Annotated in this window: 22 protein-coding genes and 2 pseudogenes; 9 read left to right on the plus strand and 15 right to left on the minus strand. The window is 54.6% G+C overall.

What is annotated here, in order from left to right:
• Nucleotides 1–534: 534 nt before the first annotated feature.
• The 3 genes from DKK74_RS04930 to DKK74_RS04940 are packed head-to-tail and all read left to right on the plus strand — an operon-like array spanning nucleotide 535 to nucleotide 4,431.
• Nucleotides 535–1,182, plus strand: a complete 648-nt coding sequence (locus DKK74_RS04930) for a YraN family protein (protein WP_110413065.1) — start codon at nucleotides 535–537, stop codon at nucleotides 1,180–1,182.
• On the plus strand, nucleotides 1,182–2,768 hold the full coding sequence (locus tag DKK74_RS04935) for a YifB family Mg chelatase-like AAA ATPase (RefSeq protein ID WP_110413066.1): 1,587 nt from the start codon (nucleotides 1,182–1,184) through the stop codon (nucleotides 2,766–2,768). Before DKK74_RS04930 ends, DKK74_RS04935 begins: the two co-directional genes overlap by 1 nt.
• A 49-nt stretch (nucleotides 2,769–2,817) precedes the next feature.
• Complete coding sequence (locus DKK74_RS04940; RefSeq protein WP_181414927.1) at nucleotides 2,818–4,431, plus strand: DNA-processing protein DprA; 1,614 nt, start codon at nucleotides 2,818–2,820, stop codon at nucleotides 4,429–4,431.
• On the opposite strand, the gene DKK74_RS04945 is transcribed toward DKK74_RS04940, so the two are convergent.
• Entirely contained in the window at nucleotides 4,347–4,691 is a 345-nt protein-coding gene (locus DKK74_RS04945) for an MGMT family protein (protein ID WP_110413068.1), read from the minus strand. The genes DKK74_RS04940 and DKK74_RS04945 overlap by 85 nt on opposite strands.
• A 78-nt stretch (nucleotides 4,692–4,769) precedes the next feature.
• Between DKK74_RS04945 and DKK74_RS04950 the strand changes: the two genes are divergently transcribed.
• The 4 genes and pseudogenes from DKK74_RS04950 (at nucleotide 4,770) to DKK74_RS04960 (ending at nucleotide 8,763) form a co-directional block, all read left to right on the plus strand.
• Nucleotides 4,770–6,671: an FAD-dependent oxidoreductase gene (locus tag DKK74_RS04950; RefSeq protein ID WP_110413069.1), complete on the plus strand. Its 1,902-nt coding sequence runs from the start codon at nucleotides 4,770–4,772 to the stop codon at nucleotides 6,669–6,671.
• A gap of 69 nt (nucleotides 6,672–6,740) precedes the next feature.
• Nucleotides 6,741–7,172 (plus strand): annotated as a pseudogene (locus tag DKK74_RS08895) (2Fe-2S iron-sulfur cluster-binding protein); the annotation flags it as partial.
• Nucleotides 7,173–7,475: 303 nt separating this feature from the next.
• Nucleotides 7,476–8,012 (plus strand): annotated as a pseudogene (locus DKK74_RS08900) (4Fe-4S dicluster domain-containing protein); the annotation flags it as partial.
• A 73-nt stretch (nucleotides 8,013–8,085) separates the two neighbouring features.
• Nucleotides 8,086–8,763 (plus strand): O-methyltransferase, encoded by a 678-nt coding sequence (locus DKK74_RS04960; RefSeq protein ID WP_181414928.1) that lies wholly within the window; start codon nucleotides 8,086–8,088, stop codon nucleotides 8,761–8,763.
• Between the two features lie 20 nt (nucleotides 8,764–8,783).
• Here the strand turns inward: DKK74_RS04960 and DKK74_RS04965 are convergent, their stop codons facing one another.
• Nucleotides 8,784–9,551 carry an LOG family protein gene (locus DKK74_RS04965; RefSeq protein WP_110413071.1) on the minus strand — a complete coding sequence of 256 codons (768 nt, stop codon included), beginning with the start codon at nucleotides 9,549–9,551 and terminating at the stop codon, nucleotides 8,784–8,786.
• A 235-nt stretch (nucleotides 9,552–9,786) separates the two neighbouring features.
• Complete coding sequence (locus tag DKK74_RS04970) at nucleotides 9,787–11,178, minus strand: 3'-5' exonuclease (RefSeq protein WP_258334462.1); 1,392 nt, start codon at nucleotides 11,176–11,178, stop codon at nucleotides 9,787–9,789.
• Nucleotides 11,179–12,083: 905 nt separating this feature from the next.
• Between DKK74_RS04970 and DKK74_RS04975 the strand changes: the two genes are divergently transcribed.
• Nucleotides 12,084–12,554: a hypothetical protein gene (locus tag DKK74_RS04975; RefSeq protein ID WP_110413072.1), complete on the plus strand. Its 471-nt coding sequence runs from the start codon at nucleotides 12,084–12,086 to the stop codon at nucleotides 12,552–12,554.
• A gap of 118 nt (nucleotides 12,555–12,672) precedes the next feature.
• Here the strand turns inward: DKK74_RS04975 and DKK74_RS04980 are convergent, their stop codons facing one another.
• The 12 genes from DKK74_RS04980 to DKK74_RS05045 form a co-directional block, all read right to left on the minus strand.
• Entirely contained in the window at nucleotides 12,673–13,338 is a 666-nt protein-coding gene (locus tag DKK74_RS04980) for a helix-turn-helix domain-containing protein (protein ID WP_110413073.1), read from the minus strand.
• 1,901 nt (nucleotides 13,339–15,239) lie between these two features.
• Entirely contained in the window at nucleotides 15,240–15,500 is a 261-nt protein-coding gene (locus DKK74_RS04995) for a hypothetical protein (protein WP_146210540.1), read from the minus strand.
• 56 nt (nucleotides 15,501–15,556) lie between these two features.
• Entirely contained in the window at nucleotides 15,557–15,757 is a 201-nt protein-coding gene (locus DKK74_RS05000) for a hypothetical protein (RefSeq protein WP_146210541.1), read from the minus strand.
• Nucleotides 15,758–16,334: 577 nt separating this feature from the next.
• Nucleotides 16,335–16,796 carry an acyl-CoA thioesterase gene (locus tag DKK74_RS05005; protein WP_110413078.1) on the minus strand — a complete coding sequence of 154 codons (462 nt, stop codon included), beginning with the start codon at nucleotides 16,794–16,796 and terminating at the stop codon, nucleotides 16,335–16,337.
• Between the two features lie 16 nt (nucleotides 16,797–16,812).
• The gene (locus tag DKK74_RS05010) at nucleotides 16,813–17,460 is read right to left on the minus strand and encodes a hypothetical protein (RefSeq protein WP_146210542.1); all 648 of its coding nucleotides are present in this window, start codon (nucleotides 17,458–17,460) and stop codon (nucleotides 16,813–16,815) included.
• Nucleotides 17,461–17,479: 19 nt separating this feature from the next.
• Nucleotides 17,480–19,042 carry a class I adenylate-forming enzyme family protein gene (locus DKK74_RS05015; RefSeq protein ID WP_110413080.1) on the minus strand — a complete coding sequence of 521 codons (1,563 nt, stop codon included), beginning with the start codon at nucleotides 19,040–19,042 and terminating at the stop codon, nucleotides 17,480–17,482.
• A gap of 16 nt (nucleotides 19,043–19,058) precedes the next feature.
• On the minus strand, nucleotides 19,059–20,012 hold the full coding sequence (locus DKK74_RS08770) for an electron transfer flavoprotein subunit alpha/FixB family protein (RefSeq protein ID WP_258334476.1): 954 nt from the start codon (nucleotides 20,010–20,012) through the stop codon (nucleotides 19,059–19,061).
• Nucleotides 20,013–20,014: 2 nt separating this feature from the next.
• Entirely contained in the window at nucleotides 20,015–20,752 is a 738-nt protein-coding gene (locus DKK74_RS05025) for an electron transfer flavoprotein subunit beta/FixA family protein (RefSeq protein WP_110413081.1), read from the minus strand.
• Complete coding sequence (locus DKK74_RS05030; protein ID WP_258334463.1) at nucleotides 20,749–22,017, minus strand: acyl-CoA dehydrogenase family protein; 1,269 nt, start codon at nucleotides 22,015–22,017, stop codon at nucleotides 20,749–20,751. Before DKK74_RS05030 ends, DKK74_RS05025 begins: the two co-directional genes overlap by 4 nt.
• The gene (locus DKK74_RS05035; RefSeq protein ID WP_110413083.1) at nucleotides 21,947–23,185 is read right to left on the minus strand and encodes a CaiB/BaiF CoA transferase family protein; all 1,239 of its coding nucleotides are present in this window, start codon (nucleotides 23,183–23,185) and stop codon (nucleotides 21,947–21,949) included. The genes DKK74_RS05030 and DKK74_RS05035 overlap by 71 nt, the downstream gene beginning before the upstream one ends.
• 59 nt (nucleotides 23,186–23,244) lie before the next feature.
• Nucleotides 23,245–24,447, minus strand: a complete 1,203-nt coding sequence (locus DKK74_RS05040) for an acyl-CoA dehydrogenase family protein (RefSeq protein ID WP_110413084.1) — start codon at nucleotides 24,445–24,447, stop codon at nucleotides 23,245–23,247.
• Between the two features lie 3 nt (nucleotides 24,448–24,450).
• Nucleotides 24,451–25,680, minus strand: coding sequence for an L-lactate MFS transporter (locus tag DKK74_RS05045; RefSeq protein ID WP_110413085.1), 1,230 nt, complete (start codon nucleotides 25,678–25,680; stop codon nucleotides 24,451–24,453).
• Nucleotides 25,681–26,014: 334 nt separating this feature from the next.
• Between DKK74_RS05045 and DKK74_RS05050 the strand changes: the two genes are divergently transcribed.
• Nucleotides 26,015–26,935 (plus strand): LysR family transcriptional regulator, encoded by a 921-nt coding sequence (locus DKK74_RS05050; RefSeq protein WP_181414929.1) that lies wholly within the window; start codon nucleotides 26,015–26,017, stop codon nucleotides 26,933–26,935.
• The last annotated feature ends 50 nt before the right edge of the window (nucleotides 26,936–26,985 follow it).

Here is a 26,985-nt window from a genome sequence, read left to right on the forward strand (position 1 = left end):
AGACCGCCTTAATCGGCGCATTTTTGCCGGCCAGATACGTGGTCAACAATGTGACAAATCAGTCATAGAGCGACCCGGGCACAGCAGACCGGAAGGCGTTGCCAGCGAATTCGCCGGCGGTACCTTCCGGTCTCTGTTATCTCTTTATTCCTGGTTTCTTAGTTGCCTGATGCTCTGCTCCCTTCGCTTATTTCTCTCTATGTGTATCGTGCGTTTCTGTTTCCTTGGTTTCTGCTTTACTTAGTTCCGCTTTGCTTGCTTACGCTTTCTTTCGCTTCTGTTTCAGCTCTCCTTGCCTCTGCCGACTCTTCCTGGTGTAGAGATGAATGCAATCGATACAGCATCAGCATCGGGAATCCACTCGTTCATCCACTTTCGTGCGTGCGCAGGATCATTCGACCACATGCCTGGTTCGGCTAGTCACCGACTTCCTTCCAGTGGTCTCCTAGAAACATGGACACACAAGAACTGACTAGACCAAATAATCTGCGCACAGCCATAAACGACAGGGGTGGCAGAACTGACGCCGATGTTATGATCACAGACCCATTGGTCGCGCGACCCATAAGAGCTCTGCCCGATTCCAAGAGATCCTTCGACAACCCAGAAAACACACGAACTAGTGGAGCAAGGTTTAGTACGAACAACGATGAATCCATCGACATAGAACTGGCAGATATTGAACGACAGATCAGAATCAGTGGCATAAACAGCCGAGAGCTCGGACGTTTGGGCGAGGATTACGCCTGCCAGTGGCTGCGGCAACGAAACTGGAAGATTCTAGCCCGCAATTGGAGAAGCAGATTCGGCGAGTTGGACATCATCGCTCTGGATCCCGAGGCGACTCTGGTATTCGTAGAGGTCAAGACCAGGCGCACCGGTCGGTTCGGATCCCCAGAACAGGCTGTCGGCCCGCGCAAGCAGACCCACCTGCGTCACGCAGCAGTCCAATGGCTGATAAGCCACGACCGAGAACCCAACGCACGGCATCGCAGCACCCGATTCGATGTCATCAGCCTGTCAGTCAAGTCCGACCCTGGCAGAAGCATGTATTCCGAGGGTGCCCATCCCCTGGCTTCCTGTCAGACATCCGCCGAGACCGTCAGAGGATCCAACCATTCGGGCAGGGGCGGATGGAAACCGGGATCAGTCTTCCTCAGGCACACCAAAGAGGCCTTCTGATGCGTCTTGGATCTGCTGAATCCGTAGGATTGATAGGGCTCAAGGCCTTTCTCATTCACGTGCAGTCCTTCATCTCCCCAGGGCTGCCCTACTTCTCCATCATCGGGCTGCCGGATGCCTCCTTGTCGGAGTCGCGGGAACGGGTCAAATCCGCCTGCTCGGCCTGCGGATTTCGGTGGCCGCAGACCAGAGTCACCGTCAACATGTCCCCTGCTTCAAAACCTAAACACGGCTCCTCACACGACCTGGCCATTGCGACCAGCGTCCTAGAAGCCGGCGGTGCGCTGCCGACGGAAGGCCTGGATCATACAGTCATCTTGGGCGAGCTTAACTTGGATGGCACGATTCTGCCTATCAACGGTCTGCTGCCCATCCTGACGCAGGTCAGAGCTCAGGGAATCACGCGAGCCTTCGTCCCCGCAGACAACCTTGACGAGGCCCGTCTGGTTCCCGATATTGAGGTTGTCGGACTGCGTCACCTGGGTCAGCTCATTCAGGCCTTGGGCGGGCGAAGCAGAATCGCCGTCCCTGAAGCAGACGGCCATAAGAAAGCCGACGAGCCAACCGCCATAGCGAGTGTGCACACTAGGAACTCAGCTCGTAATGTCAACTCCCCCGCCAATGCCGAACCAGCTCCACCGAAGCCGGACATGGCTGACGTGATTGGCCAGGAGGAGACCAAGTGGGCCATGATGGTGGCTGCAGCCGGCGGCCACCACATGCTCATGGTCGGTCCTCCAGGAGCCGGCAAGAGCATGCTTGCGGAACGGCTTCCCAGCATCATGCCCGCTCTGGATGCTGTTCAACAGCTGGAGGTGGCTTCCATCCGATCCCTATGTGGCACGCTGAGCCAGTATGGGATTACCAATGTGCCACCCTTCGAGGCCCCTCATCATACGATCTCCATGGCGGCCATGGTCGGGGGCGGGGCCGGACTGGCCACCCCTGGCGCCATCACCCGTGCCCATCGCGGAGTCCTCTTTATGGATGAGGCGCCGGAATTCTCTCCAAGGGTGATCCAATCCCTACGCGAGCCTCTGGAGATCGGGCGGATCTTCTTGTCCCGGGCCAAGGGCAGCACCACCTTCCCGGCTCGTTTCCAACTGGTCATGGCCGCCAACCCCTGTCCTTGCGGGTACGGATACGGCACAGGCGAGCGCTGCACCTGCACACCCCGCGAGCGCCTCCGCTATTGGAACAGGCTGTCAGGGCCCATCATAGACCGCATCGACATCCAGGCCACGGTCCCTCCAGTGACCGACCCGGGATTCGACGATCACCGTCCACGCCAGCACAGCGCCCAGATACGCAAACGTGTGACCCGCGCCCGCCAGACGGCAAAAGAGCGTTTTCACAAGGAAGGCTGGACCTGCAACGCCCAGATCAACGGCGAATGGCTGCGCCAGAACACATCATCCAAGGCGCGTTCGGTCGTGGACCAAGCCCTGCGCAGACAGCGAATCAGCCTGCGCGGGGCCGACCGGACCATGCGCCTGGCATGGACTCTGGCAGACCTGGACGGACGGCCCAGCCCCGGTGCCGACGATGTGACCACCGGCATCCTGCTCAGGACAAGGGCCGTCTGAGATGTCCAAACCCTTGATGAAAACCATGCCCACAGGCCGATCACGACCGATGACCATGGTAGAAAGTGACTGGCTTGCCAGAACTGTGCTGACCCTGGCTGCAGACGGTCCGGATGCCTTCATGATCGCGTGCCTGCTGGGCTCGGACCAGTCGACCGACCTTTGTCGAAATCTGATCGAGCTAAGGGCGCCGGACCAGTCAGATAGCGACGGCACTCATGATGCTGCTCGCACTAGACTAGACGAACGCTTTCTGAAGGGGACGGCTCGATGGGGACGACAAACGAGCCCTGAAGACCTAACTCGGTTCCACAAGATCAGCGACTCCTGGCGAAGACGCCTAACACCTTTGCTGGCCATGGACACTGACCAGGTGCGGACCATGATGACTGGTGGAGGTCGATTCTGGGTGATGACCCCTGGCGACCCCTGCTGGCCAGGCCAGGTGGGTGACCTGGCACGTCGCTCTGATTGGGCCCCTCCCCTCTGCCTTTGGGGACAAGGCAATCCTGAAGCTTTGATTTGCTGTGACCATCCCTTGGCCGTAGTCGGATCAAGGACATGCGACGAGTATGGCCGGTCCACCGCTCACCAGATAGCCAGACAGGCTGCTGGCAAAGGCCACCTGGTCGTCTCCGGCGGGGCCATGGGCACGGATGCCGCCGCCCACTGGGGAGCCCTGGCTGCTGGTGGCGGACGCACGGTCGCAGTTTTTGCTGGAGGCTTGCTGCATATGGGTCCCAAACGCAACAGCCGTCTGTTTGAGAACATTGGGGCAGATGGCGGCGCACTGATCAGCGAGCTGCCGCCCGCCACCATCCCCGAGGCGCGTCGGTTCCTGCTGCGCAACCGGATCATCGCCGCTCTAGCCTCCGAGATTGTAGTGGCACAGGCTCGACACCGGTCCGGCGCACTTAACACCGCCAACTGGGGCGTGGAATTGGGTCGCCGAGTACTGGCCGCTCCTGGCAGGATTGACCAGCCAGAAAACACCGGCTGCAACCGACTGATCCATGAGGGCAAGGCGGAGCTACTCCTGTCGGCATCCGACATCCGAGACATCTGCCATCCGGCCCATGGACCTGCCCACCCTGACAAGTCTGTCCAACAAAGAACCGGCGTTTCAGTCAGCGCCACCGAAGATCATGAATACCAAGCAAGTAGGCAGCCCACACAGCGCATACCGCCACTTGGCTCCGATCGTCCGACCCAGACCAGCCATGTCAGTCAACCACCCTCAACCACCCTCAAACAATCTCGAACAGATAGAGACAGGCTTTCGGCCCGCTCCAAGGACAAAAAGGATTCTTCAACCCCGCCATCAAATCCAGCTATGGACCATGAATGCGGAAAAGCCAACGATGAGCGCCTAACCAAGGCAGAGACCACAGTGCTGGTGGCGATCCGCAACTGTCAGCGTCAGAATGATCCACCCATGACGGGACAGCTTCGCGCTCAGCTGGCCAATCAGGGACATGAGCTCTCCGTCAGGCAACTGACGCAGCTGCTGGGATCCCTAGAAATTCGTGGTCTGATCAGTCTGCAGGACGGATGCGTGGTAGCTGAAGACCCGAAGAGTCAGGCCTTCCAGCGACAGCGATCCAAATCCACCACCCAACCGTCGGCACCAGCTGATTCGTCACTATGGGGAGGAATAAAGTGAACACCCTCATCCTCCAGCAGCTGACGCTGACGCTCCGGACCACCAAAGGCGAATCCTGGCGCCAAAGAACCATCACGAAAGACCACGCGATGACAGGGAATCACCCCGGGTTCGGGGTTGTCGTGAAGCGCATAACCTACGAACCTGGCATTGCGCGGGTGACCAGTCAGAGAGGCGACCTGACCATAGGTGGCCACCTTGCCGCGAGGAATCCGCCTGACGACCTGATAAACCTGCTGGGAGAAGGAAAGCTCAGTCATAAGACCCATTCTGCCCGCGTCAACAGACATAGACCGGATGGGGCGCCGCTATCAATAGGTCGTGACAGTATCGTTGTTATGAATCCCCAGAAGGTCAGAAACCGCTATGATGCCGTCATCGTCGGAGCCGGAGCGGCCGGGTTGTCAACAGCTCTGGGCCTGTACAGAGCTTTAGAGAACAAAAATAGCAAGAGTGGCTTATCTCCAAAGGTCTTGGTCGTCTCTAAGCTTCAGCCCCTGCGCTCCCACACCGGCTCAGCAGAAGGCGGCATTGCGGCCAGTCTGGGCAACCAGGAAAAGGATGACTGGCATTGGCACTACTACGACACCGTCAAGGGCAGCGACTGGCTGGCTGACCAGGATGCCGTGCGGATTTTGGCCGAGCAGGCCCCGGGAATCATCGTTGAGTTGGAGCATGACGGAGTGGCCTTCTCAAGGACGGAAGATGGGCATATCGCCCAGCGGAAGTTCGGCGGCCATACCGCCGATTACGGCGGCCATCCAGTCAGGAGAGCAGCCTATGCAGCCGATCGCATCGGCCACCAGATCCTGCACGCCCTTTGGCAACAGTGCCTGCGTCATGGAGTCGAGTTTGCAGAGGAATGGTATGTAACCGATCTGGTCGTTGACCCACCTACCGATGATGAATCCGGCGGCCATGCCCGAGGATTGATAGTCCTAGACACCCACGTCGGCGAGTTGCAGGCCATCCAAGCTGACAATATCGTCCTATGCACGGGCGGGGCCGGTCGACTCTTCCATACGACTTCCAACTCCTGGGATCTGACCGGAGACGGCATGGCACTCGCCCTACAGGCTGGTCTGCAGCTGGAGGATGTGGAATTCATCCAATTCCATCCCACCGGCCTAGGCCACACTGGCATCCTGCTTTCAGAGGCCTCCCGCGCAGAAGGCGGCGTGCTCAGAAACAGTCAGGGACGGGCTTTCATGCAGGACTACGCGCCAGGACATGGCGACCTGGCCGCCAGGGATGTGGTAAGCCGTTCCATCATGGCCGAGATTGATGCAGGCCGGGGAGTGGCCGATCCATCGGACCCGGCCGGGCCTCATGATTGCGTCTGGCTGGACCTGACCGGCATTGACAGCCAGCGCATGGCTACTCTGCTCCCCCAGGTCACCGAGACCATCCATCGATACGCCCACCTGGATCCCACTGTGGACATGGTTCCTGTCAAACCCACCGCCCACTACACCATGGGAGGCATTCCCATCACCGATCGTGGCCGCGTCTATCGTTGGCAGGATGGCCGCCGCAGAGTCGTTGATGGGCTGTACGCCGCCGGGGAATGCTCCTGTGTCAGCGTTCACGGAGCAAACCGGCTAGGCGGCAACTCCCTGCTGGATGCCTGCCTCTTCGGGACCAGGACAGGACAGGCCATCGCCGCCGTCATGGCCAATGCCGGCAAGCCAAACGACATGGCCGATGCGTCTGCGCTCACACATGCACTGCAAAAGCGTCAGGCCTTCATGGACGAGTTACTTTCTGGCGCAAGTAAAACCGACCCCTCGGAACCAGCATTGGCTAACGACCTTGACGAAGCATCCGACCCCGATGACAGTGCCAGCCCAAACAACCCTTACGCACTGATGGGTCAACTGGGACGGCTGATGGAGGAGGCCGTTGCCGTCCGATGCAATCAAAGCAGCATAGAAAAGGGTTTGCACGGCCTAGATCAACTGGATGCCGATGCCAAGCAGTTGCGTGCGCACAGTGGCACAGCAGTGCTCAACCAGGAGGTGACCGCCATCATGGAGGTAGACAACCTGCTGATCCTGGCCCGAGCCGTGCTGAATGCCAGCCTAAAGCGTCAGGAATCTCGTGGCGCCCTGTACCGGAGCGATTATCCCCAACGCGATGACGAACGCTACTTAGCTCACACTATGATTGATGCCAAGGAAGTTGTCTCCTGGCAGCCTGTTCATATCGTCGACATGCCTCCCGAGGGCCGTAACTACTGATGTATCCTGAGTCCAATCTGGTCAGACATGCACCTGTTCAAAACCTATCCCGGTCAGGCAGGGATTAGGATGGAGTCCGCACATATCAGTGGGCATCGGGCCACATCCCGAGCAAGGACAGGAGCAACCGTGACATCACAGTCCACCGTCTCAGTCGGGTCAAAGGCATCCGCATCGGACCGCGATCCCCGTCCGGTAACTTTCCGAATAGCCCGGTTCACTCCACGACCTCAATCAGAACGTCCAGTACGAACCAACCCATTCGCCAAAAGTAATCCTTTCGCCACAACAGGCAGCCGAAGGGGTCGAGGCCGTCGTTGGACGCAGGAGTACACCATTCACATTGCCCCGCAGCGCACGGTCTTGGATGCTCTTCTACAAATCAAGCGAGAGGTGGATCCCACACTGAACTTCCGGTACTCCTGTGGACATGGCATGTGCGGATCGGATGCCGTGCTCATCAATGGCCGTCCGGATCTGCTGTGCACAGCCACCATCGCCAACTGCTTGTCCGCCTCCGAGACCATGCCGAAGGCGTACGCAACACCCGGTATTGTTAATGGAAGTCCACAGGTTCAGCAGCCTCCTGCTTTCCGTCGCACCGGCACGGCGACCACCACAACGGCCACACCTTCGTCGGCATTACACTCAGATTCGGGCATAGACTCTAGAACCATAGGCCCTAAAGCCACAGATCCTTCTGGAGCCTCAGACCATACAGAAACCACAAACCATAAAGCCAGCACACACCTTACAAAAACTTCAGACTCTAACAAATCTTCAGTGGTAGAGATCCGTCCCCTCCCGGGCTTCACCCCACTCAGAGACCTGATAGTGGACACCGACACCATGTTTGAGCAGATTCGACGATTCAAGCCTTATCTGCTCCACGACGATTCCTTTGCCGAGAGCAACCACAATCGCTGTGAATCCGATCAGCAGCAAATGCATGATTCTGCCCAGGACCCGTTAGCGAAGGCCACCAGTCAAGCAGCCCAGACTAAGGCAGCCAACGCAGAACCAGCGTCAGAATACCGGCAAACTCCCGAAGAGCTGGCCCGGTATGAACTGCTCAGCACTTGCATCGCCTGCGGACTCTGCCAGGGCGCCTGTCCAATTTATGCGGGTGGTGAGGCCTTCGCCGGCCCGGCAGCCATGATTGCAGCGGCTCGATTCATCAACGATTCCCGTGACAGCCATCGGCAGGAACGACTTGAAGCCATTGACCAAGTGGACGGAATCCAGGCGTGCCAGTCCATACGGGCCTGCACCCGACCCTGTCCCAGAGGCATCGACGTGGGTGAAGAGATGTGGAAGCTAGTCGAAGCCGTCAAGGAGTAGTCAGACTCGTACGCACACAGGTCAGCATGAGCATTCGACAGGCTTGTGCCCTCTGGTCGTTACCATGGTTAGCATGGATAAAACCTCGTACAACAACATCGCCAGAGGATGGGAATTCGCCGAGGCAAGCGTTCTGAACGTCGAATCCGACAAGTTGCAGACCTTGCGAGACAAGGCTTCGGAGGCCGGATTCGCACAGTGTTCCCGGTCCCAAGGCGCCTTTCTGCAGTTTTTGGCTGGCCGGAACGCTCCGGCATCCATCATCCTGGTCGGCAACGGCTCCGTGGTCGAAGCCCTGCGCCTGATGACGGGCCTGCATGGTCATGGCCAGTTCACCGCCGTCGACTCAACAGCCCAAGGCACTTCCTTGGTAAAAAAAATATTCGCGGGCATGGAGAAGGCCCACCCAGGCATGAGGCTACGAGCGGTCAACTCGGCTGCCAGAACCTACTTCCCCAGGCTCAACCCCAGCGACTACGACCTTATCGTCGTCTCAGGCAATGGGGACAACTACCAACAGGTCATGGACCAGGCTCCGCGCCTACTCAAGGACCGAGGACAGCTGATTTTCACGGATGCCTTCAATCTGCTGGAGGACCCAGACAAGGGTGGCATACTCAACCCGGCCAACAGATCCGCCAAAACCACCACCTTACGGACCATCATAGAGGCCATAAGCAAAGACGATGCCTGGGAATCATGTCTGCTGCCCATCGGCACAGGTATGATCATGGCCACGCGCGCCCGCTGACCACTGCTCGCCTTTTATTCTCAGCCACAATGGCGCAGGATGACTTCGACAGCCTCATCAGGATCATCAGTGCGGATGACCAGATCGGGGTCCAGCTCAGAAATCATGCCCCGCTGCCTCACCGTGTCCGAAAACCAGTCAAAGAGCCCTTGCCAATAGGCCCTGTCGAAGAGGACAATGGGCATGCTGGGTGCCTTATGGGTTTGGACCAGGGTCAGCACTTCGAACATCTCGTCCAGGGTACCGAACCCACCGGGGCAGACGATGATGCCTGAGGAGTATTTCATGAACATCATCTTGCGTACGAAGAAGTAACGGAAAGTGATGCCCAGATTTACCCAGCGGTTGAGTCCCTGCTCCATGGGCAATTCGATGCCCAGACCGACGGACTTGCCCCCGACCTCAGCAGCGCCCTGGTTGGCCGCCTCCATGATACCAGGCCCTCCCCCGGTGATGACCGCCATACCGGCCTTGGCCAGGTCGCCGCCCATCTTGCGCGCAGCAGCATAGGTGGGATCATCCCTGCCGGTCCGCGCTGAGCCAAAGATGGCGGCTGCCGGACCCAGCTCCGCCAGCGCACCGAACCCGTCAACGAACTCAGCCTGGATGCGTAGCACCCGCCAGGGGTCCATATGCAGCCAGTTCGTATCGCCGCCTGATGAGAGCAGACCAGCGTTGGCATCCGCCTCGGGAATCATGGGCCCGCGCATGATGACCGGACCGCTGTGGTAGGTCCTGCCCAGGTCCGGGCCTTCATCGTCATTGTGATTGTCAACCATATCCGCCATGTACGCATTCCTTCATCGGGCCCCGATCCGAAGGACCCGCTCGATTCTGTTCCGGCTCTCATGATAGCGGCCCCCGCCGCCCGGCTGACAGCAAGGTAGCCATCGGCACTCGACTATTCAAAATGCTGTCTGTCTAGGCAGAGCTCACACGGAATACGAACTATTGAGCCAAGTTTCTTGCTTCCTTGCTTTACGGTTCTGTTCGATAACTATCAAGGCAGATCTGAATATTTGGCTACATCTCAAACTTCATCTGCGCCGAACCAGTCATATCAACTTTCTTCAGTGAAGCTGTTTGCGCGAATTGGCTCAATTCCATCTCGGCATGGGCATAGGGGAATGAGACCCGCAACTGGCAGGTTCCCCTTTTAGTTCTCACGCCGAAATGTGCGTACGATACGCCGCCTTCAGGCGGAACCTGGCGGTAATGGCGTGATGTCTGCAATACGGTGAGACATCCCGCATATTCTCCGTCAAGCCAGACTTGGATTGTCGGCCAACCTTTGTACTTACCTGTTTCAATGAATCCATGCAGCAATCTCACCCAGACCTCGTCACTGGTGGAGAATCGGTTAAACAGATCCTGATGCTTTGCCGCACCCGACACACCAACGGTCTGCCACTTATCTATACCCTCTACGATGCACTGACCATCGGGACGCTGATTGCATGGGCGATGCACACCCCTTCCCTTGAAACGCCGGGACTGCCTAGGCTGCTTCAAAACCGTAGAAGCACTGGATGAAGAATCTGACGATTTGAAGATAGTAGTGAACCCTCTACCTAGTTCGCTCATATACCGGCGCATCCATTCAAAGCACTCCTGCGTCTGCGCGGCGTCAGACAATGCACGATGCTCCTCGTTCTCTGCGATGCCGAATCTGCGAATAAGATCCTGCAGCCGATGGTGCTTCTCCTGTGGAAACAAAGCTCGGCTCATTTGCAAGGTATCCATGCACACTGGGCCGGGCATGGTATACCCCATTCGTGCACTCTCAGCTTCGAAAAACCTCATATCGAAGCGCAGATTATGACCTACAACAGGGTCGTCGCCGACCCAGGACCAGAACAAAGGCAACACATCGCCGATCTTCGGCTGACCCTCCAGCATGGCATCAGTAATGCCGGTCAATTCGACAATCCTGCTGTCCAAACTCCTGCCGGGATCGACCAAGGTATCGAAACTGTCGACGATGCTCCGGCCGCGAACCTTCACTGCCCCGATCTCGATGATCTGATCCATCTGTGCACGCAGACCCGTCGTCTCGGTATCAAGCGCCACATAATCCGCAGGCAAGCCGTCATCGTTGTCAGCAGGTTTCATATTACCGTTCAAAGGAACTAGCTCGTCAGCGGGCCGTTTTGCATGTTTTCCTCTCGGACCATGCCTTTTCTTAGCAGTTGGGCTTATATGCTCATTTCCGAGGTCTTGAGTCTTCTGTTTATGCGCCATCGCATACAGCACTACCAACAGAATGATAACCGCAATAATGATTCCTGAGATCACCGGATGCATGATGATCACGCCAAGCACTGCAAGAATGACAATACCCAGCAACGTGCCCTTGTCATTCTTCCTCTTCCTCACGATTGATAAGCTACACCCAGCCTGGAAACCCATCAACATTATTCGGATTCCCTCTATCAGTGCGTGTAAACATCAGCGGACACCTTTGCAGGGAACGAAGAGCATGACTCATGCAAGGTCCAGTGTGGATATATCGCTTTCTGCATAAGTTCGCTCACTTACAACATGCCATAATCAAGTAACTCGGCAAGACGATACTGAACATCGACCGGCAGTAACTGATGCGTCGCTTATATGTCTTCGCTATGACTGCTGAAAACAAACTTACCTTTGAAACAAATTCTTGAACATTCCCATTGCTTTCCCAGTCCGCTATAACTTCTGCAGCAGAAGATGTGGGGGGGGGGGGGGGAAAATATATAATGCGGCGTGACTCTGCATCAAACCTTAAACATATTGAATACAGTACTTTTCGTATATTCTGACCCAGTAAGCAGCAAGCGCTCTGAAAACGGGCTTTATGGTAAATGCGCGTACTTACGGTAAAAAGCCCAGATAGGCTTGACCTTAATGTCACAGCAGACATATGAATCCTGCCACGCAAACACCTCTTTGATGAAAAAGACTCGATCTATCGTCTGATGACTTTCCCATTCAAGCATCTGATCAACAACATCGTCTGCTCTTCAAATAACTGACAGATTGACAGCACATTGACTCTGCAAAAGTATAAGCACGAATCACGCTTAAACTTTCGAGCAAGCGGACCCTATTCTGCAACTTATCAATCCAATCAAATACCTGTCCATAGGAGCTATGTACAAAAGCAACGCTAACGAATTGTTTCCAAACTTGGAGCCGTTTTCCACAGCATTCGATTAGCATCGTAAACCCGTCATCTCTGTGACCTACAGGGTGGGGGGCTGATATGAATGCCAACTTCAATCTCGATTAGGCCTGCATGATATTCTATTGCCGTTCACTGAAGACGAGAGGAAGCACAAATGCGTAAGGGCATCGCGGCTACAGTTGCCGCAATAGTCATGTTGATGGGCTTGTCATCCTGCGGAGGAAATTCTTCAACAAGCTCGGATGCAGGAAAGCAAACGACCAGTTCACAAGGGGAGCCTAAGAAAACGAACAAAGCTCCACAACCGGCCGATCTAACAGGGACATGGAAGCAGACAAACGGTTCCGATAAAGACCACTACCAGCAGGCAACGGTGACCGCTGATAGCATAGAAATCAATTGGGTGAGCCCCGACACCACCAGCCTATATTGGTCCGGCAGCTTCACCCCGCCCACCACCGCCGGCGGCTACTCTTGGACCAGCCAGGGAAACAAGGACAAAATGTCGCAGAGCTTGCTCGCCTCACAGGACGACACCAAAGATTTCAAATATGAAAACGGTGAAATCACCTACAAGGCCAGCGCGATGGGCACCACAACCACCGTTCACCTCAAGAAGCAGTAAAAATCATCCGTATAATCCCCCCCCCCGAGGGGGGTGGGCATTGTTTTTGAGAACTCCTACCCAAGAAATGTTATACAGAAACGCATTTCTAAGGTGCGATCTGCTTTTCCGATGCAAGTCAGGTCATGCCAAAGATGTGAATCAGAATCCAGACGATACCTGCACCTAGAGAGAATCCAACGGCAGAAGTCACACAGAAATGGATGACCGGCCCCACAATCGGATGGGACTTGAACGCCTGGCTGTAGTATTGATTTCCGGGCATGACCCACTTTCGTTCAAAGTGGCTTCGTTTACTGCGGTCCACTTCTTCGCCCGACAGAAAGGCCTTGATCTCCCGATAGGTCTGTACATTATTGCGGGCTTTAATCTGCTCGATGTACGCGGCAGCTATGATATCCAAAATGCCCGTTATCAGAGCCAAGGCAAGCATGGTATACAGAATCACATCTGACTTATTCAACTTCAAATAGAGAGCAAATCCGACGATAAGGGTCAAAAAGATGAAGAACGTGAGAATTCCACAGACCAAGCCGAGTCGGCGAAGGTTTTTGGTTTCCGAATCAATGCTCTTATCCATGGTGTCGAGGTCTCCTTTGATCAGCTGGTCGATGGTCACGTCGAAGAGGTTGGACAGGAGGAGCAGATTCTGCACGTCCGGGTAGGTGCGGTCGTTCTCCCAGTTGGAAATGGTCTGGCGGGACACGAATATCCTGCCGGCAAGATCATCCTGGGACATGCCCCGCTCCGAGCGATACCGGCGAATCTGACTGCCGAGTTCCATACCCCTGCCACCCGCCTTCCCCGGCCATCGTCCGCCGGCCGATCGTTGGTTGATGACTATGTGGTTGCATCATCGAGGCCTGCGCAAGTCCGACCCCCTCAAGCTATCAACCCAACCCCTCACCCAGCAAAAATTTCCCTGCCAAAAGTCTTTGACACCCTCATTTTCAAGGGTTATCAGCATAACTCAGCCAGAATGTAGGTTGAAGAAACACCCCCGGACAGGTCATCAGCGCAGCACCAATCACATTCGCCTCCCATTGCCAAGCCCAGATCATGCAATGATGCGATACAAGAATAAGAAGGTATAGCCAGCGGGCGAAGACCCCGTCATACACCGTAGAATGCATGAGGCGCATCGGGAGGATTAAGCCAGCGGATGCGCTTTACACTTGGAAATCAACTCTGGCCACCGCAAAGACGTGAAGGATCCGGTTCATGGATAGTCATAGGCATAAATTTCAAAGGCTGGCTCATGGGAATGGTGGTCATCTTCAAAAGCGACCTTAAGGAGGGCAGCTCGGGTGAGGGCTTATACACCACGCCATCACACCGACATCAGACAATCCGATAAGTGAGCTCAGAACTGCCAGGAGTTGACTATGGAGTGGACGGAAATCAACGGCTACTTCTGTATGGACAGCCAATTGCTCGACACCATGGGGTCCAGAAACCTCGACCGGGGCCTGCCCTGTTTAATTTCACTGACACAGGCTCCTAGGGTCGAAAGATTATTGCAGCAGCACGTTTCACAGTTTGTGCCAGATGCTCGAATGCCTCAGAATACGACGGAGTATCCTCCCTTGAAGGTCGGATTCAGGAAGAAATTGCAGGACACGAATACGCTCCAGGTTGACTTGGCACAGGCAACCGCTCAAGAAAACTAGTTGGTGGCATCCAGGACAGCAACACTGCCCAGCTCGTGATCCCGCCCCAAATACCAAGAAATGCTCATGCATATCCATCCCTTATCTTCACTTACTGCCCTTTGCTCTCAATGCCATCAATCAGTAGGACATCGAGCCGTAGGGCGGGGAGATCCTCTGCCTTCTCAGAGACGGGTGAATACAGGCCAAACCGCGACAACCGTCCTTCCATGCCAGCCGGGACAGGACATCCGCATCGGATAATGCAGTAGCGCCAACGGCCGATCCACGCCGCGGGGAACGGCAGGACGAACAATATCAGAGCCCCCCGCCTGTCGCCAGTAGCCAGCATCAGCCAATAGACTGTATCCAAGATGCTTCAACTACCCGATATGCGCCCATGAAACGCTGCAGGGGAAGATGTCCAAAACTACGAAGCACAGGTATCAAAGCTTGTTGTTTGGCTCCCCCCTCAGTCATTCGCAAGTGTTACAAAGCCAAACCTTTCTCATCATTGGCGTTCTATGATTCGTAGGGCCAATCACGAGAGGTCGTCGGCATGTCGCAATGCCTCACATGATGTGGATGCGCAACAATCCGTTGGAATGCTGGGTTGGTCAGGAGTGGTTGAGGATGTGGTCCAGATCCTTGACTATTTGCTGGTTGCCGCCGGACTTTCGCATGTCCTCGCTAATTCTGTTGACATTGTCAGCGATTTGTTTGTCTGCCAGGATCATCGAGGCTGCACGCCCAGCGTCTGCCCGTTGATCTTTTCGCGCCTCACCACCGTTCCCAGCTCGAGTTCAACGATTCCCGCCCCTACCGCCAGCTCATCGTCGACCATGGGAACCACCACCATGGGCACCTTTTAGTAAAGATCTTCGTTCACGCTGCTCATGCCGCCATGCGTGATGAACAGGTCGCCCTCTCAAGGACGGCCAGCTGGTCTACAGACCGGTGGATGAAAATGTTCTGAGGAATCCGCCCCAATTTTGTCCGGTCGAAATCACGGCCCACCGACATCACCACCGTGACATCATTGTCCCCCGAACGCTGCCACCACCGCCCGGTAAAACGACATAAAGGTATCGAAAATCATACCCAAGGAGGCGTAGATGACAGGCCGTCCACCGCCTTTGTTGAGCTCATCATCCAGGCGAGAGTCTCTGGCATGCGCTGCTCTGCCGTCCAGAGAGGGGGCGATGAACTTGAATTGCTCATCCGAAAACGCTTCATTGCCAAGCTGGAAAGACCGAAACGCGTAGACATAGGTAGGTGTCGGATTGTTGTAGACCATCTCGGTGACGAAACCATCGGTTTGGATGCGCCCATGCCGCTGCATCGAAAGCGATATCAGTTCACAACGGCAGGAGACTTCAGAAGACTGCTTACGTGCAGCCCGCCCGTATCAGACAGCTTGGCAAGAATCGACGGATTGTAAGCAAAGGCAGAGGACAGGCGGATAGAGGTTACGCCGATTTGATCAGCAAGGCACTTGCCCGACAGCAACAGACCTTCATACACGTAAGCATCGTACTGCTTCTCGGCTGCCAAACGCCGGGCTGTCTCTATCGCATAACCCCCGCCACGAAGACTCTGCACCTTGTTCGGCTGCTCAGGATAATCATCATAGGGAACAAACAACGCACCCGAATCTTCTATCTAATTTCGCCATCGTAGATCGAGACCGAATAACCGGTCTCCACCAAAAGACACACAGTTCCCAAGGTCGGATTGATATGACCTTGATAGGGCATATTCAGCATGAGAAGGGCACCCCTCGTATGCATGAAGCCATATCACGCCGCCCCGGAACAGCACCCTCCCTTATCCATTACCGTCCCTCCCTTTACTGAACCCGCATCCAAACCACCACATGACGGACATCACAACATTCAGGAAAGTCCCAGCCTTTTATGCGCACTGTGCCTCTTGAACACACGCCTTTCAATGCTTCTTAATTTAGTCCAATACTGGCAATCCAGAATCTCTAGGGTTGTCCTAATAATCTCAACTCACTCAGCTCAGAACTCGCAACAAGCGGTGCATACTGCCTAGGAATATGACAATGCACTAATCCAGATACAAACAGAAAAAGCTGATGGATCATCACCACCCAGTCGGCATATGATCAGGCAGCCGCCACATCGTCCAAGGACAAGCCATAGCGTTTCCTAACAGCTCTGATGAACTTCTCCTGATCGGAGCTGTGCACCTCCAAGGCCGGTACAGGCGAGGGGTTGAAGTTCTCATCCACTGCAATAAAGACAAAGACGCCCTCCCCTACAGTGACTGGTTGCCGCCCGAAACCGAGCATCAGTACGTTCACGTAAAAGGTCATGGTATGAGTACTGGTGGCGATCATAGTAACTTCGAAATCTATCCGATCGCCAACATGAGTCCGTTGCTTAAAGGAGAAGTCCCTGATGGACACAGTCAAAACACGCCCATTCACATACTTTTCAGCCAAAAGACCCAGAGCGGAGTCGCACTCGCGGATCATGGCTCCCCCATGGGTGATTCTCAAATGGTTGAGCATCCTCGGCTCAACGAAAAAATCGCCGATATGCACCTTATAAATGCTCTCGGTCACCGGTCACCTTCTTTCCTCAGCCTCTATCGATACGGTTGTTGTTTTTACGACGGGGCGATAGGGGAAGACTAAAAACACCATGTTGAGCACAGTGCAGGTACAGGACAAATCCGTTCTTGCACTTGAAGACGCACTCCTCACAAGGATCCTTGTCACAGTAAACGTAGGCGTCATCGTCAGCCAAAGCAAAAACATAGCCAGACTTATCTGGTCGCAGATAAGTGATCTGACAGCCTGTGAAAGTGAGCAGCGCGATCCAGTCCAGGTCGTGCTGCTCTCTGTCTATATCGCCTACCTCAACAGTGATTGCATTGGAATTAAATCCACCCACGATGGCATATGAGAACTGATGATCCTGGTCAAGAGGGAGCGCAGAAACCTCTTCATACAAATCCTCGCTTGCTTTGCTAAGGCTCTGGACCACACCAGGCACATCCCCATCCGATGTCTGAACATCTTGGCCGCTTTCTCGGACAAGGTCGTGGAGACCACTGGACCGGGTCGAATCAGCATTTGAGGTTCGATCCAGGTCCATGTCCAAGAAGATTGAGGAGTCGGCCTGTCTGTAAAAGGCCAACCTCTTTCGCATCATGCGGGGTTTACGACGGGCATGCGACCTGGTCGGACTGAAGGTTAACGATCCATGTTCATTGGTCTCGACCATGACAACCTCTTTCATGCCGTCAGGAAAGCAGATACTTCTTGATCTTGCCGGAACTAGTTCTGGGCAGAGACTTGCGCACTTTCAAAACTTCGGGCCAGAACTTCTTGATTACTCCACGCGAGGCCAGATACTCTTTGACCTGTTCCAATTCAAGCGGTCGTTTACCCGTTTTCATGACTATAAATGCACCTATTCGCTCACCCAGACGGGGATCATCAACACCGACCACGGCCGCCTCTGCTATATCTGGGTGCCCCAGCAGATAGCTCTCCACCAGGCCAGTTGAAATATTCTCGCCTCCTCTGATGACCATGTCCTTAAGCCTGTCATCCATGACAAGAGCTCCGTCCGGCGTCATATGCCCCTGGTCCCCAGTGGAGAACCAACCATCGCTGGTGAGAACCTTATGGGTCTCTTTTGGATTTCGGTAATACCCTTGAAAGACCGTGGGCCCTTGTACCAGGATCTGGCCAGACCGGCCCCATTCCCTCACCTGTCTACCTGTCTTGTCGACCAGCCTAATCTTGGTTCCGCATATCGGAAAACCTGCAGTGGTCATCCCCTCATGAGCACGGTAATAGGCCGGCGTTGTACAGGAAAAGGGGGCGCACTCGGTCAAACCATATATGTTGTAAAGGGGAAGTCCTGATTTCCAAGCCATACCCAGCATGTCCTGTGACAGAGGCGCGCCTCCGGAGATGACCCGTTTCAGGGGGTCACCCGGCCTATACCAAGCAAGCAGGTCATAGACGACGGTGGGCACGGTGACCGTGTATGTACAACAGTACCGTCTGGTCAATTCCATCATGGCCTGGCTGCTGTATCGACCAAGAAGCACCATGGATCCACCAGCAAGAAATGTCGATACGATGCCGTGATGGAAGCCTATGGCATGGTAGAAGCCTGAGGCTAGGATCAATCGATCCTTGTCGGTAATTTCGTAGATTTGATTGAACGAAATTTCACTGGCGAGAATATTCTTATTCGAAAGCAGACACCCTTTGGTGTAGCTGGTCGTGCCCGAGGTGCAGAGAATGGCGGCTGGGCGGTTGGATGCAGACAGGGAGTCGTAACCAGATTCCGCAGGAGATGCGGACAGAGACAGACGGCGCTGGATGAATAGAGTCCGCTGATTTAGCTGGACCTTCCCGCCACTATAATTGTGAGCCCTATCCCTGCAGGCCATGGCCAGAGGACCTTGATCATGGTCCATAACCAGCAGAGATGGCTTCATCTGCTCGACCAGGTAGCAAGCCTCGTCTGGATTGAGACGGGGACTAAGTGGCATGGTCAGCAATTCCGCCTTGAAACATGCGATGAGCATGATCACATAGGTCAGATTCGTCTCCATCTGCAAGCCCACGACATCGCCACGACGCACATGGCATTGATTAAGAATGGAGATGGCCAGGTCGGCCATTCGGTCAGCCTCGGCATAGGTCAGCTCCCTTTCTTCACTAATCAGGAAAACGGATCCTGGCGTCGAACGGCATCGCCTTCTCCAACGTTCGCCGAGCGAATCCCCCGACAACACAGAGCGGGACACGACCTGATCTGTTTCGGCTGCAGCCTCCATATTCATCTCCAGACCACCTTGATCAGTTCGATTCTTCAGCAGATCCTGGCGCTGCAGTCTTCTCAATAAGTTCTGTCAGCGCCTGACGAGCATCAGCCACCAAGCCATAGTCAGCCAGATCGAAGATGGGCGCCTCGGCATCGGTGTTTATAGCTACCACACACTTGGACTTATCCATCCCGACAGTGTGCTGAATCGTTCCGGAAATCCCGGCGGCCAGATAGAGATCGGGGGCAACAGTCTTCCCTGATTGACCTACCATTGTGGAAGTAGCGAACCACCCGGCATCGACCGCAGCCCTTGATGCGCCAACGGCACCATTCAGCTGCTCCGCCAAACTGTTAACCAGTGCGGCCCCATCCTTATCCTGAAGTCCACGACCGCCAGCTACGACCAATCTGGCTGTGGACAGGTCTGGCCCCTGATTTTGATCAGAGAGCGTGAACTGAGCATCATTGTCATCGACGGTAGCTTCCTTATGAATCACTGGAATTGCTTCGTCTCTCTCTGCAGGAGGTACAGCCGTAAGATCAACAGTGAATACTGCAGGCACATTGCACCGGTAGCCCTGGATCAAAGAGCCCGAATACACTTTTTTATGTACGGTGAGTATTGAAGCTTTCTTTGAAAGATCGATGACATGGGTCACGGCCGGTACTCCCATGATGGCTGCGAGACGGACAGCGATTTGCTGGGAGAATCTGGTGTCATCAAAGAGCACAAGAGCATCAGATTGCTCTTTGATATAGTCAGCCACGGCCTGAGCGGCACCATCGGGATTGGCTGGCCCAAGTGCCTGGCTCTCCAGAACAGTGACCTGGTCAAGTCCCTTGTAGCGGGCATCGCCCTGATCAGGCAGGACCAATGCCTCCAATTTCGAACCCAGATCCGCACGAAGAGCAAAGGAAGTCAAACTCCCAGCTGATTCATCAAGAGAAAGACCGGGTAAGACCAGGAATACGGTATCGAATTGCATGATCACTCCTTCTTCAGTCGAATGCCAACCTGGTCCAAAGCACGGATCAGGTCATCGACAGAGTCCACCATTATGACCTCCTTGCTGGAGGCTGGAACCTCTTCCATCTCCAATTTTTCAAGAGGATCCTTTTGGCTCGATTCCGCTTGGAACTCCTTGATCTGATAACGTTTGGCCGCCATCTTCAAACGAAAACTGGGCAGACGCGGCTTGTTGATGGTGTCGAGGACCGAAACCACTGCTGGAAGCTGAACGGTGCCTTTCACCGCCCCCTTGTCCAGAAGGGACGTGTAGCAAAGACGAGGTCCAACGAACCCTAAAGCATCCACTGCATCCACTAAGGGCCAACCGAGGGCGGCAGCCAGTTGGGCAGGAAGGACACCCTGGCTGTCATCCGTAGCCTGATCCCCGCAAAGAACCAGATCGAATGGCCCTTCCTTGTTGACAGCCTGGGCAAGAATGTCAGCCAGCCCGGCGTTTTCCTGATCCGTCTTGACCTCAATAGCATCCTGAGCACCTAAGGCCAACGCATCCCTTAGTGCCGTCTCAGAATCCGGACCTACGGAAGCCGCAGTCACGCTACCCTGGTCATCCTGATCCTGAGCCAGCTGAAGACCCGCTTCGAGCGCATACTTGCCATAATGATCCAGAACTACGTCTCCGCTGGTGAGACGACCTTCAGAAAGAGAAGGCTGGGGACCAGGATCAACCACCCCCTTGACCAATACAAGCACCTTCATCGCCCCACCTCCTTGCCTGCATACTCCTTGTCAAGTTCGTTGGCGATGGTCACACGTTGAATCTGGTTGGTCCCCTCGAAAATCTGAAAGACCTTGCTGTCGCGCATGAGTTTTTCTACGGGATAGGCCTTGGAGACTCCGTACCCACCAAAGACCTGGACCGCATCGGTAACCACGCGTTGCAAAGCGTCGGTCACATAGGTCTTGGTCATCGCCCCTTCCTTGCGCACGAGGTTGCCCTGATCCATCATGGTCATGGTGTTGTGGATCAGCACTTGTGAGGTCTCCAGTGCGATTGCCATATCGGCCAGCATCTCCTGCACGGCCTCGAATCGAATGATGGGCCTCTTGAACTGACTGCGAATACGGGCGTATGAGACAGATTCGTCAAGCGCACGTTGCATGATGCCGGCAGCCAGTGTGGCCACAAACGCCCGAGACAGATTAAGACTGTTCATAGCCACCTTGAAGCCAGCTCCCTCGTCCCCCAGACGGTTGCTTGCCGGCACACGGACATGATCGAAGTTGACAGTGGAGGTGTCAGACAGGCGCAAGCCCATCTTATCTTCATGAGCGCCCACACTGATGCCTTCACGAGAACGCTCGATCATGAAGGCGCTAAGCCCCTTGTTTCCGGTGTCAGCCGTACGGAAGATACCTACATAGACATTGGCGATGCTGCCGTTGGTGATGAATGTCTTTTCGCCAGTGAGAATGTAATCATCCCCATCACGGGTGGCCGTGGATTTGACTGATCCCGCATCCGTGCCTGCATCAGACTCGCTCAGCGCGAAAGCTGCGAAAGCACCTGGTTCGATGATGTCGGCAAAACGCCGGGCCTGGTCCGCGCTGCCTGCAAGCATGACTGAGCGAAGTGCCACGAAGGTCGAAACCAAGGTGATGGCGTATCCAGCATCATACTCGGCCAGTTTTGAGAAGACCATAGCAGTGGTGGAATAAGGCAAACCTGCACCGCCATATTCCTCGGGTATCTCCAGCATGTGCAGACCCATGTCGAAAGCGGGCTTGAAGAGTTCCACCGGGCATTGCCCCAAGTGGTCGTACTTGCTGACGACCTCTGGGGTCAATGTCTGGTCAGCAAACTCCTGAACCATTCTAATGAATTCACGTTGTTCTTGCGTATACAGTAAAGCCAATGTCCTCTCCTTATTTCCTTCCCTTAATGGATGGGAATCAAATTGGATCGCCGATGTGCCTGGTAGAAGCCGCCGCCCCGTCCAAGACCATCTGACGGATTTGCTCATCCGTATAGCCGGCTTCGCGCAGTACTGACTCGGTGTCGCTTCCTTGGGCACGCGAAGGTCTGAGCTCGGGCTTGCCTAGTGAGGCGAATTTGACAGGATTGGTCGGGATGAACCGCTCCTGTCCGGAGGGGAAACGCATCTTCCTGACCTCGTCATTGTCCAGAGCCTCATTATCGGTATAGATTTCGGTTGGCAGGTAGCAAGCCTCCAAGGGCAGATCCTCTTTCTTGAAAGCATCAAGCCAATGCTGAAGTGGCCTCTTGCGGAATTCCCCATCCAGAATGCTAATGAACTCCCGGTTGAGTCCCTCGGCATTGATCTTGTCTATATCCCTGTATCTGGGATCATCCAGCAGATCTTCACGCCCCAGCAGAGTCATGACCTTGTTGTAGTCCCTGTTGAATACCGGCACACACATGACAAACCACCGGTCGTCGCTGGTCTGGTAACAATTGTTGAACGGGTTGGAAACCTCCATGCGTGTCTTGGGATAGGGATTGCCATACTGGGCTGAAACCATGGCAACGTTCTGCATGAAAATGGCCGCATGATGCAGAGCCACAGTGATCCTGTCGCCCTTTCCGGTTCTGGCCTGTCTGATCAGAGCGGCACAGATGCCGGCTGTCAGACACATAGCTACTTGAAAGTCGCCATAGCCATTGGGCGGATTCATAGGGCTGGTGCCCTTCTCCATAGTGGTGGCCAGAACACCGCCGCGCGCCATATAGCTGGTGGCATCGTAACCTGCCGTGTTCTTGTTGGGCCCGTCCTCCCCATAACCGGAACACTGAGCGTAGACCAGCTTGGGGAATCGATCCTTGAGGGAGTCATAATCAATGCCCAGGTGTTCGAGTGACTTGCTTCTCAGGTTGGTCAGAAAGACATCCGCCCCCTCCAACAGCTTCATGAAAGCCTTCAGGCCATCCTCCTTCCGCAAGTTGAGTGTTACAAAACGCTTGTTGAGGTTGGAGATATCGAAACCCAAATTCTCGTCATCCGCGTAGGGCATGTTGAAGACAGCTCCCTGAGTACGCTCAGCATCGCCTTTGGGAGGCTCCACCTTGATCACGTCAGCACCCCACTCGCCCATGATCCTGGCGACCGTCGGTGCAGCCAGGAATGTGGTCATGTCAACGATGCGGATGCCACTTAAAACCTTGTCAGTCATAAAATTTGCCTTTTCCACATGATCCGCCGACGGTTCATCACCGCCGGCGAAAGCTTGTGTCACTTGATGATGCCGTTGTCTGCTATCAGCTTGCGAGAGGCCGTCAAGCGCTGAACCGTGCGCGGGCCCTCCTCCAGCCACATAGCACGGCAATCACGGTACATGCGTTCTACAGGACCATAGGGGTTGTCCTCGAAGTAACCAATGCCCCCGAAGATTTCGAAGCAGTAGTCAGAGACCAGCTTGACCGTATCTATGCTGAAGAGCTTGCACATGGCAGCTTTCTCCTCGATGTCCTCCCCCCTGTCATACTGCTCAGCCAGGTCGGTCAGCATGCAACGCAGAGCGAAGATGTGGGTACCCATATCGGCGATCATCTGCTGGATAGCTTGACGCTTGGCCAGGGGCTTACCGAAGGTAACGCGGTCCTTTGCTCGGGCAATGGCCATCTCCAGGAAGCGCTGGCTCATACCGAGATTGGAAACGGCGATGTGAGCGCGAGAGATGGATAGAGATGCTATCGCCACATGGAGGCCATCACCTTCCTCGCCCAGTTGGAATCGCTTGTTGACGCGCATATTGGTGAAGCGCAGCCCGGCATGTCCTGCACCCCTGCAGCCCATCATGTGGGGCATGGGAACAATCTCATATCCCGGTGTGTCAACAGGCACATAGAAAGCAGTAAGGCGCTCGGGACCTGGCTTGTCGGGATCGGTCACAGCAAAGACATAGGCCGCGTCCGAACAGTCGGTATGAGAAATCAAGGTCTTTTCGCCGTTGAGAATGAAGTCATCGCCATCCCTGACGGCAGAGGTATGCAGATCGGCGCCCGTTCCACCAGTTTCCTCAGTCAGGGCAAAGCAGGTGAAGATGCTTTTGTCCTGAAGCTTGGGCATGACCTCGGCCTTGAGCTCGGGCTGCCCGAACTCATTCATGATCCTCCAGTTCAAATCAGCGGCATAATGCAGGTGCATTCTCATGCCGCCGGGTCCACGGGAGAAACGCTCCTGGACTTGGAAGATCTGATGGCAGTTCAGACCGAAACCACCATACTTCAGCGGAAGCGCAAACCTATATAGATCATTGTCAATAGCCAGTCGGAAGAACTCCTTGGGGAAGGTATTGGTAACTTCCACCTCCTTCTGCATTTCATCAAATTCGTTCTCTGCAAGGTGCTGGATCTGCTTCAGATAGAGTTGGAACTCATCATCAGTCATTTTGGTTCCGGGTTGAGTATGCACCAGCTTTTGTGTTGGTTCCATTACTTACTGCTCCTTTTCTTTTGTGCCAATCTTTTTGGCAATCAGAAATACATCAATGACCAGTCCGACCAGGGCCACACAAATAGCCACCATGTAGGCACCGCGATAGGCCCCCACACCTGCCGACTGGTCTATAAAACGCGCTGCGATCTGAGGACCCAGGAGTGCACCAATGGCATAGCCGAAGAACATGATGCCGTAGTTGGTACCGGAGTGGGTTTGGCCAAAGACGCTACTTGTCAGGGTCGGGTAAACCACCAAGACGCCACCGAAGGAGGCTCCCAGCAGAATGAGGAAAATTGCAAAAAACCAAACATTGTGGGCTACGCTCAGGCCACCCAAACCCACCATGGTCAGGATAAGAATCAGAGCCAGGGTCTTGGTCTGACCCAGCTTGTCGGTCAAGCGCCCAGTAATTAGACGGCCGCAGAAGTTGGCCAAGGTATTTATGACAACCATATTGGCTGCCGTTATCGGAGTCATGCTGAGCTGGACCTGGGCAATGGGCGACAAGGAGCCGATCAGCATGATGCCTGCTGTGCAGGAGATGGCGAACAGGGCCAGCATGAGCCAAAAGCGACCGGTCTTGAGCATCTGTCCAGGGGTGTAATCGTTGGACTCTACAGTCGCCGTTGTCGCTGTGCCCGTGTTATCCACCTGCTCGGGTGAATCCATAAGCCAACCGACAGCCCAGCAAATGATGAGGTAGGCCAGACCAATAGGAATGAAGCCGTTCATCCCAAACTTGTCACAGAGGACAGCACCGACCTTAGCCAGGACCAGAGGCCCCAATGAAGCGGCAGCGAGCAGGAAGCCGGAAATGGTGCCTCGCTTCTCAGGGAACCACTTCAAAGCAGTCAATAGAGCAGGGTTGTACATGATTCCATTGCCGGCGCCCGCCATCAAACCTACTGTCAGGTAAAGGAGCGGAAGGCTGTGGACAAACGCCGTCAGGCCCCATCCCAGCCCAAAAACGAGTCCTCCCACATACATGAGCTTCTTGGCCCCGAATCTGTCCATGATCCAGCCGGAGGCTACCCCAAAGCAGGCCATGAAGAACTGGTAGAGGGTCAATGTGAAGGCAACCTGCGAGGCGGTGCCATTTACAGCCTTGCGTAGGGGTTCAGCGAAGACGGAAAACGCTGACGACGCGGCACAACAGAAAATAATTAAGAAAGCCGCTGTGAAAACAAACCAACGGTTTCTGTTTTTCCCAGTGACAGCTTCTACCATTTGGCCTCCTTGCCCGATGAGTATCTGTCAATCTGTCTGCACAACTAGGCCTCACGATAGTGACGCAATTCACATATTCCCAATACAAAATAGGAATGATTTAATAGGGCAACAAAGTATAATCAGCAACTTTGCCAACAAGAAACTCACAAAACAGATCATCAAGGTTGCTCTGTATTAAAAATACATATAGACCCATAGCGAGTCATTATTTAATTTGTTGGATTTTTTTTCATACGATGGGAATGAATCGCAAGGAAGAGATCATATTCATACATGACTGCCGGGGCTAGATAAATTCCTCATGCAGCTTGAAGAAAAGAAGGTACGACCAGTGAATCTCCATCAGCTCAGTTACTTTCGAACATTGGTTGAATACAGACAATTCACCATAGCGGCAGAGGAATTGCATATCAGTCAGCCGACACTCAGCAATTCCATCAAATCCATGGAGAAGGAGCTGGGATGCCTGCTGGTCAAGCGGAGTGGACATCAGATAGAACTTACCGAATATGGCAAAATGTTCTACAACACTGCATGCTCCACTCTGACTGTATTCGATCAAGGGGTCAAAGCACTCCATGACAAGGTTCAGAGTGATGCCGACTATGTGAATCTAGCCTGCATTCCCACTTTCATCGGCACCTATCTTCCCCGCGCCATAAAGGCCTTCCAGGAAATGAATGGGGGAATGCCCAAGTTCATACTGGCCAACCAGATCTCCCTGCCCATTCTGGAAGGGCTGGTCTCCGATAAATACAAGATGGGAATCTGCTCCTACGACCCGAGATTCGAAGAACTCAACTTCATTCCTCTCTATGGCGAACGGTTCGTGGTCGCGGTTCCGCCGGGCCACCCCCTGGCTGCGTTCGAGACCATTAATCCCTACATGCTAACCTCATACAACTTAATCACCTACGGGGATGACACCCCTATTGGGCGCGAGATTCGAGAAAGCCTTGCCGATATCTGGGCGGATCTGCACATAGCCGACACCCTGGATGGGGAGATCACGATAGCAGGCGAAGCCTTGGCCAACGATGCCGTTGCTGTGGTAGCAGACACTATCCTTCTGGATTCCTTCGAGCTGCGACGAATACCACTCAATGTCAGCAAGGACACCCACAAAGTCTATATCGTCTACGATCCGCGCCGTCAGCTTTCCCACTGGTACAAGGAATTCGGGCTCTTCCTGCAGAAGGACTTGGGAAAGGGACTGAACCCAAGACTGAACATGCTCCGATCCTCCAGCTAACCATCAAGGATCACAGATTACGCCACTGGCCTACACAGTGACAGGGCAAA

It is taken from the genome of Bifidobacterium asteroides, from assembly GCF_003202755.1.
In the GTDB taxonomy this organism is placed as follows: Bacteria; Actinomycetota; Actinomycetes; order Actinomycetales; family Bifidobacteriaceae; genus Bombiscardovia; species Bombiscardovia asteroides_F.

Excerpts from the sequence above, each read along its gene's own strand:
- DKK74_RS04930 (WP_110413065.1), top strand. The coding sequence starts at position 535 with ATGATCACAGACCCATTGGTCGCGCGACCCATAAGAGCTCTGCCCGAT.
- DKK74_RS04935 (WP_110413066.1), top strand. The coding sequence starts at position 1,182 with ATGCGTCTTGGATCTGCTGAATCCGTAGGATTGATAGGGCTCAAGGCC.
- DKK74_RS04940 (WP_181414927.1), top strand. The coding sequence starts at position 2,818 with ATGACCATGGTAGAAAGTGACTGGCTTGCCAGAACTGTGCTGACCCTG.
- DKK74_RS04945 (WP_110413068.1), bottom strand. The coding sequence starts at position 4,691 with ATGACTGAGCTTTCCTTCTCCCAGCAGGTTTATCAGGTCGTCAGGCGG.
- DKK74_RS04950 (WP_110413069.1), top strand. The coding sequence starts at position 4,770 with ATGAATCCCCAGAAGGTCAGAAACCGCTATGATGCCGTCATCGTCGGA.
- DKK74_RS04960 (WP_181414928.1), top strand. The coding sequence starts at position 8,086 with ATGGATAAAACCTCGTACAACAACATCGCCAGAGGATGGGAATTCGCC.
- DKK74_RS04965 (WP_110413071.1), bottom strand. The coding sequence starts at position 9,551 with ATGGCGGATATGGTTGACAATCACAATGACGATGAAGGCCCGGACCTG.
- DKK74_RS04970 (WP_258334462.1), bottom strand. The coding sequence starts at position 11,178 with ATGTTGATGGGTTTCCAGGCTGGGTGTAGCTTATCAATCGTGAGGAAG.
- DKK74_RS04975 (WP_110413072.1), top strand. The coding sequence starts at position 12,084 with ATGCGTAAGGGCATCGCGGCTACAGTTGCCGCAATAGTCATGTTGATG.
- DKK74_RS04980 (WP_110413073.1), bottom strand. The coding sequence starts at position 13,338 with ATGGAACTCGGCAGTCAGATTCGCCGGTATCGCTCGGAGCGGGGCATG.
- DKK74_RS04995 (WP_146210540.1), bottom strand. The coding sequence starts at position 15,500 with ATGGTCTACAACAATCCGACACCTACCTATGTCTACGCGTTTCGGTCT.
- DKK74_RS05010 (WP_146210542.1), bottom strand. The coding sequence starts at position 17,460 with ATGGTCGAGACCAATGAACATGGATCGTTAACCTTCAGTCCGACCAGG.
- DKK74_RS05015 (WP_110413080.1), bottom strand. The coding sequence starts at position 19,042 with ATGAATATGGAGGCTGCAGCCGAAACAGATCAGGTCGTGTCCCGCTCT.
- DKK74_RS08770 (WP_258334476.1), bottom strand. The coding sequence starts at position 20,012 with ATGCAATTCGATACCGTATTCCTGGTCTTACCCGGTCTTTCTCTTGAT.
- DKK74_RS05025 (WP_110413081.1), bottom strand. The coding sequence starts at position 20,752 with ATGAAGGTGCTTGTATTGGTCAAGGGGGTGGTTGATCCTGGTCCCCAG.
- DKK74_RS05030 (WP_258334463.1), bottom strand. The coding sequence starts at position 22,017 with ATGAGCAAATCCGTCAGATGGTCTTGGACGGGGCGGCGGCTTCTACCA.
- DKK74_RS05035 (WP_110413083.1), bottom strand. The coding sequence starts at position 23,185 with ATGACTGACAAGGTTTTAAGTGGCATCCGCATCGTTGACATGACCACA.
- DKK74_RS05040 (WP_110413084.1), bottom strand. The coding sequence starts at position 24,447 with ATGGAACCAACACAAAAGCTGGTGCATACTCAACCCGGAACCAAAATG.
- DKK74_RS05045 (WP_110413085.1), bottom strand. The coding sequence starts at position 25,680 with ATGGTAGAAGCTGTCACTGGGAAAAACAGAAACCGTTGGTTTGTTTTC.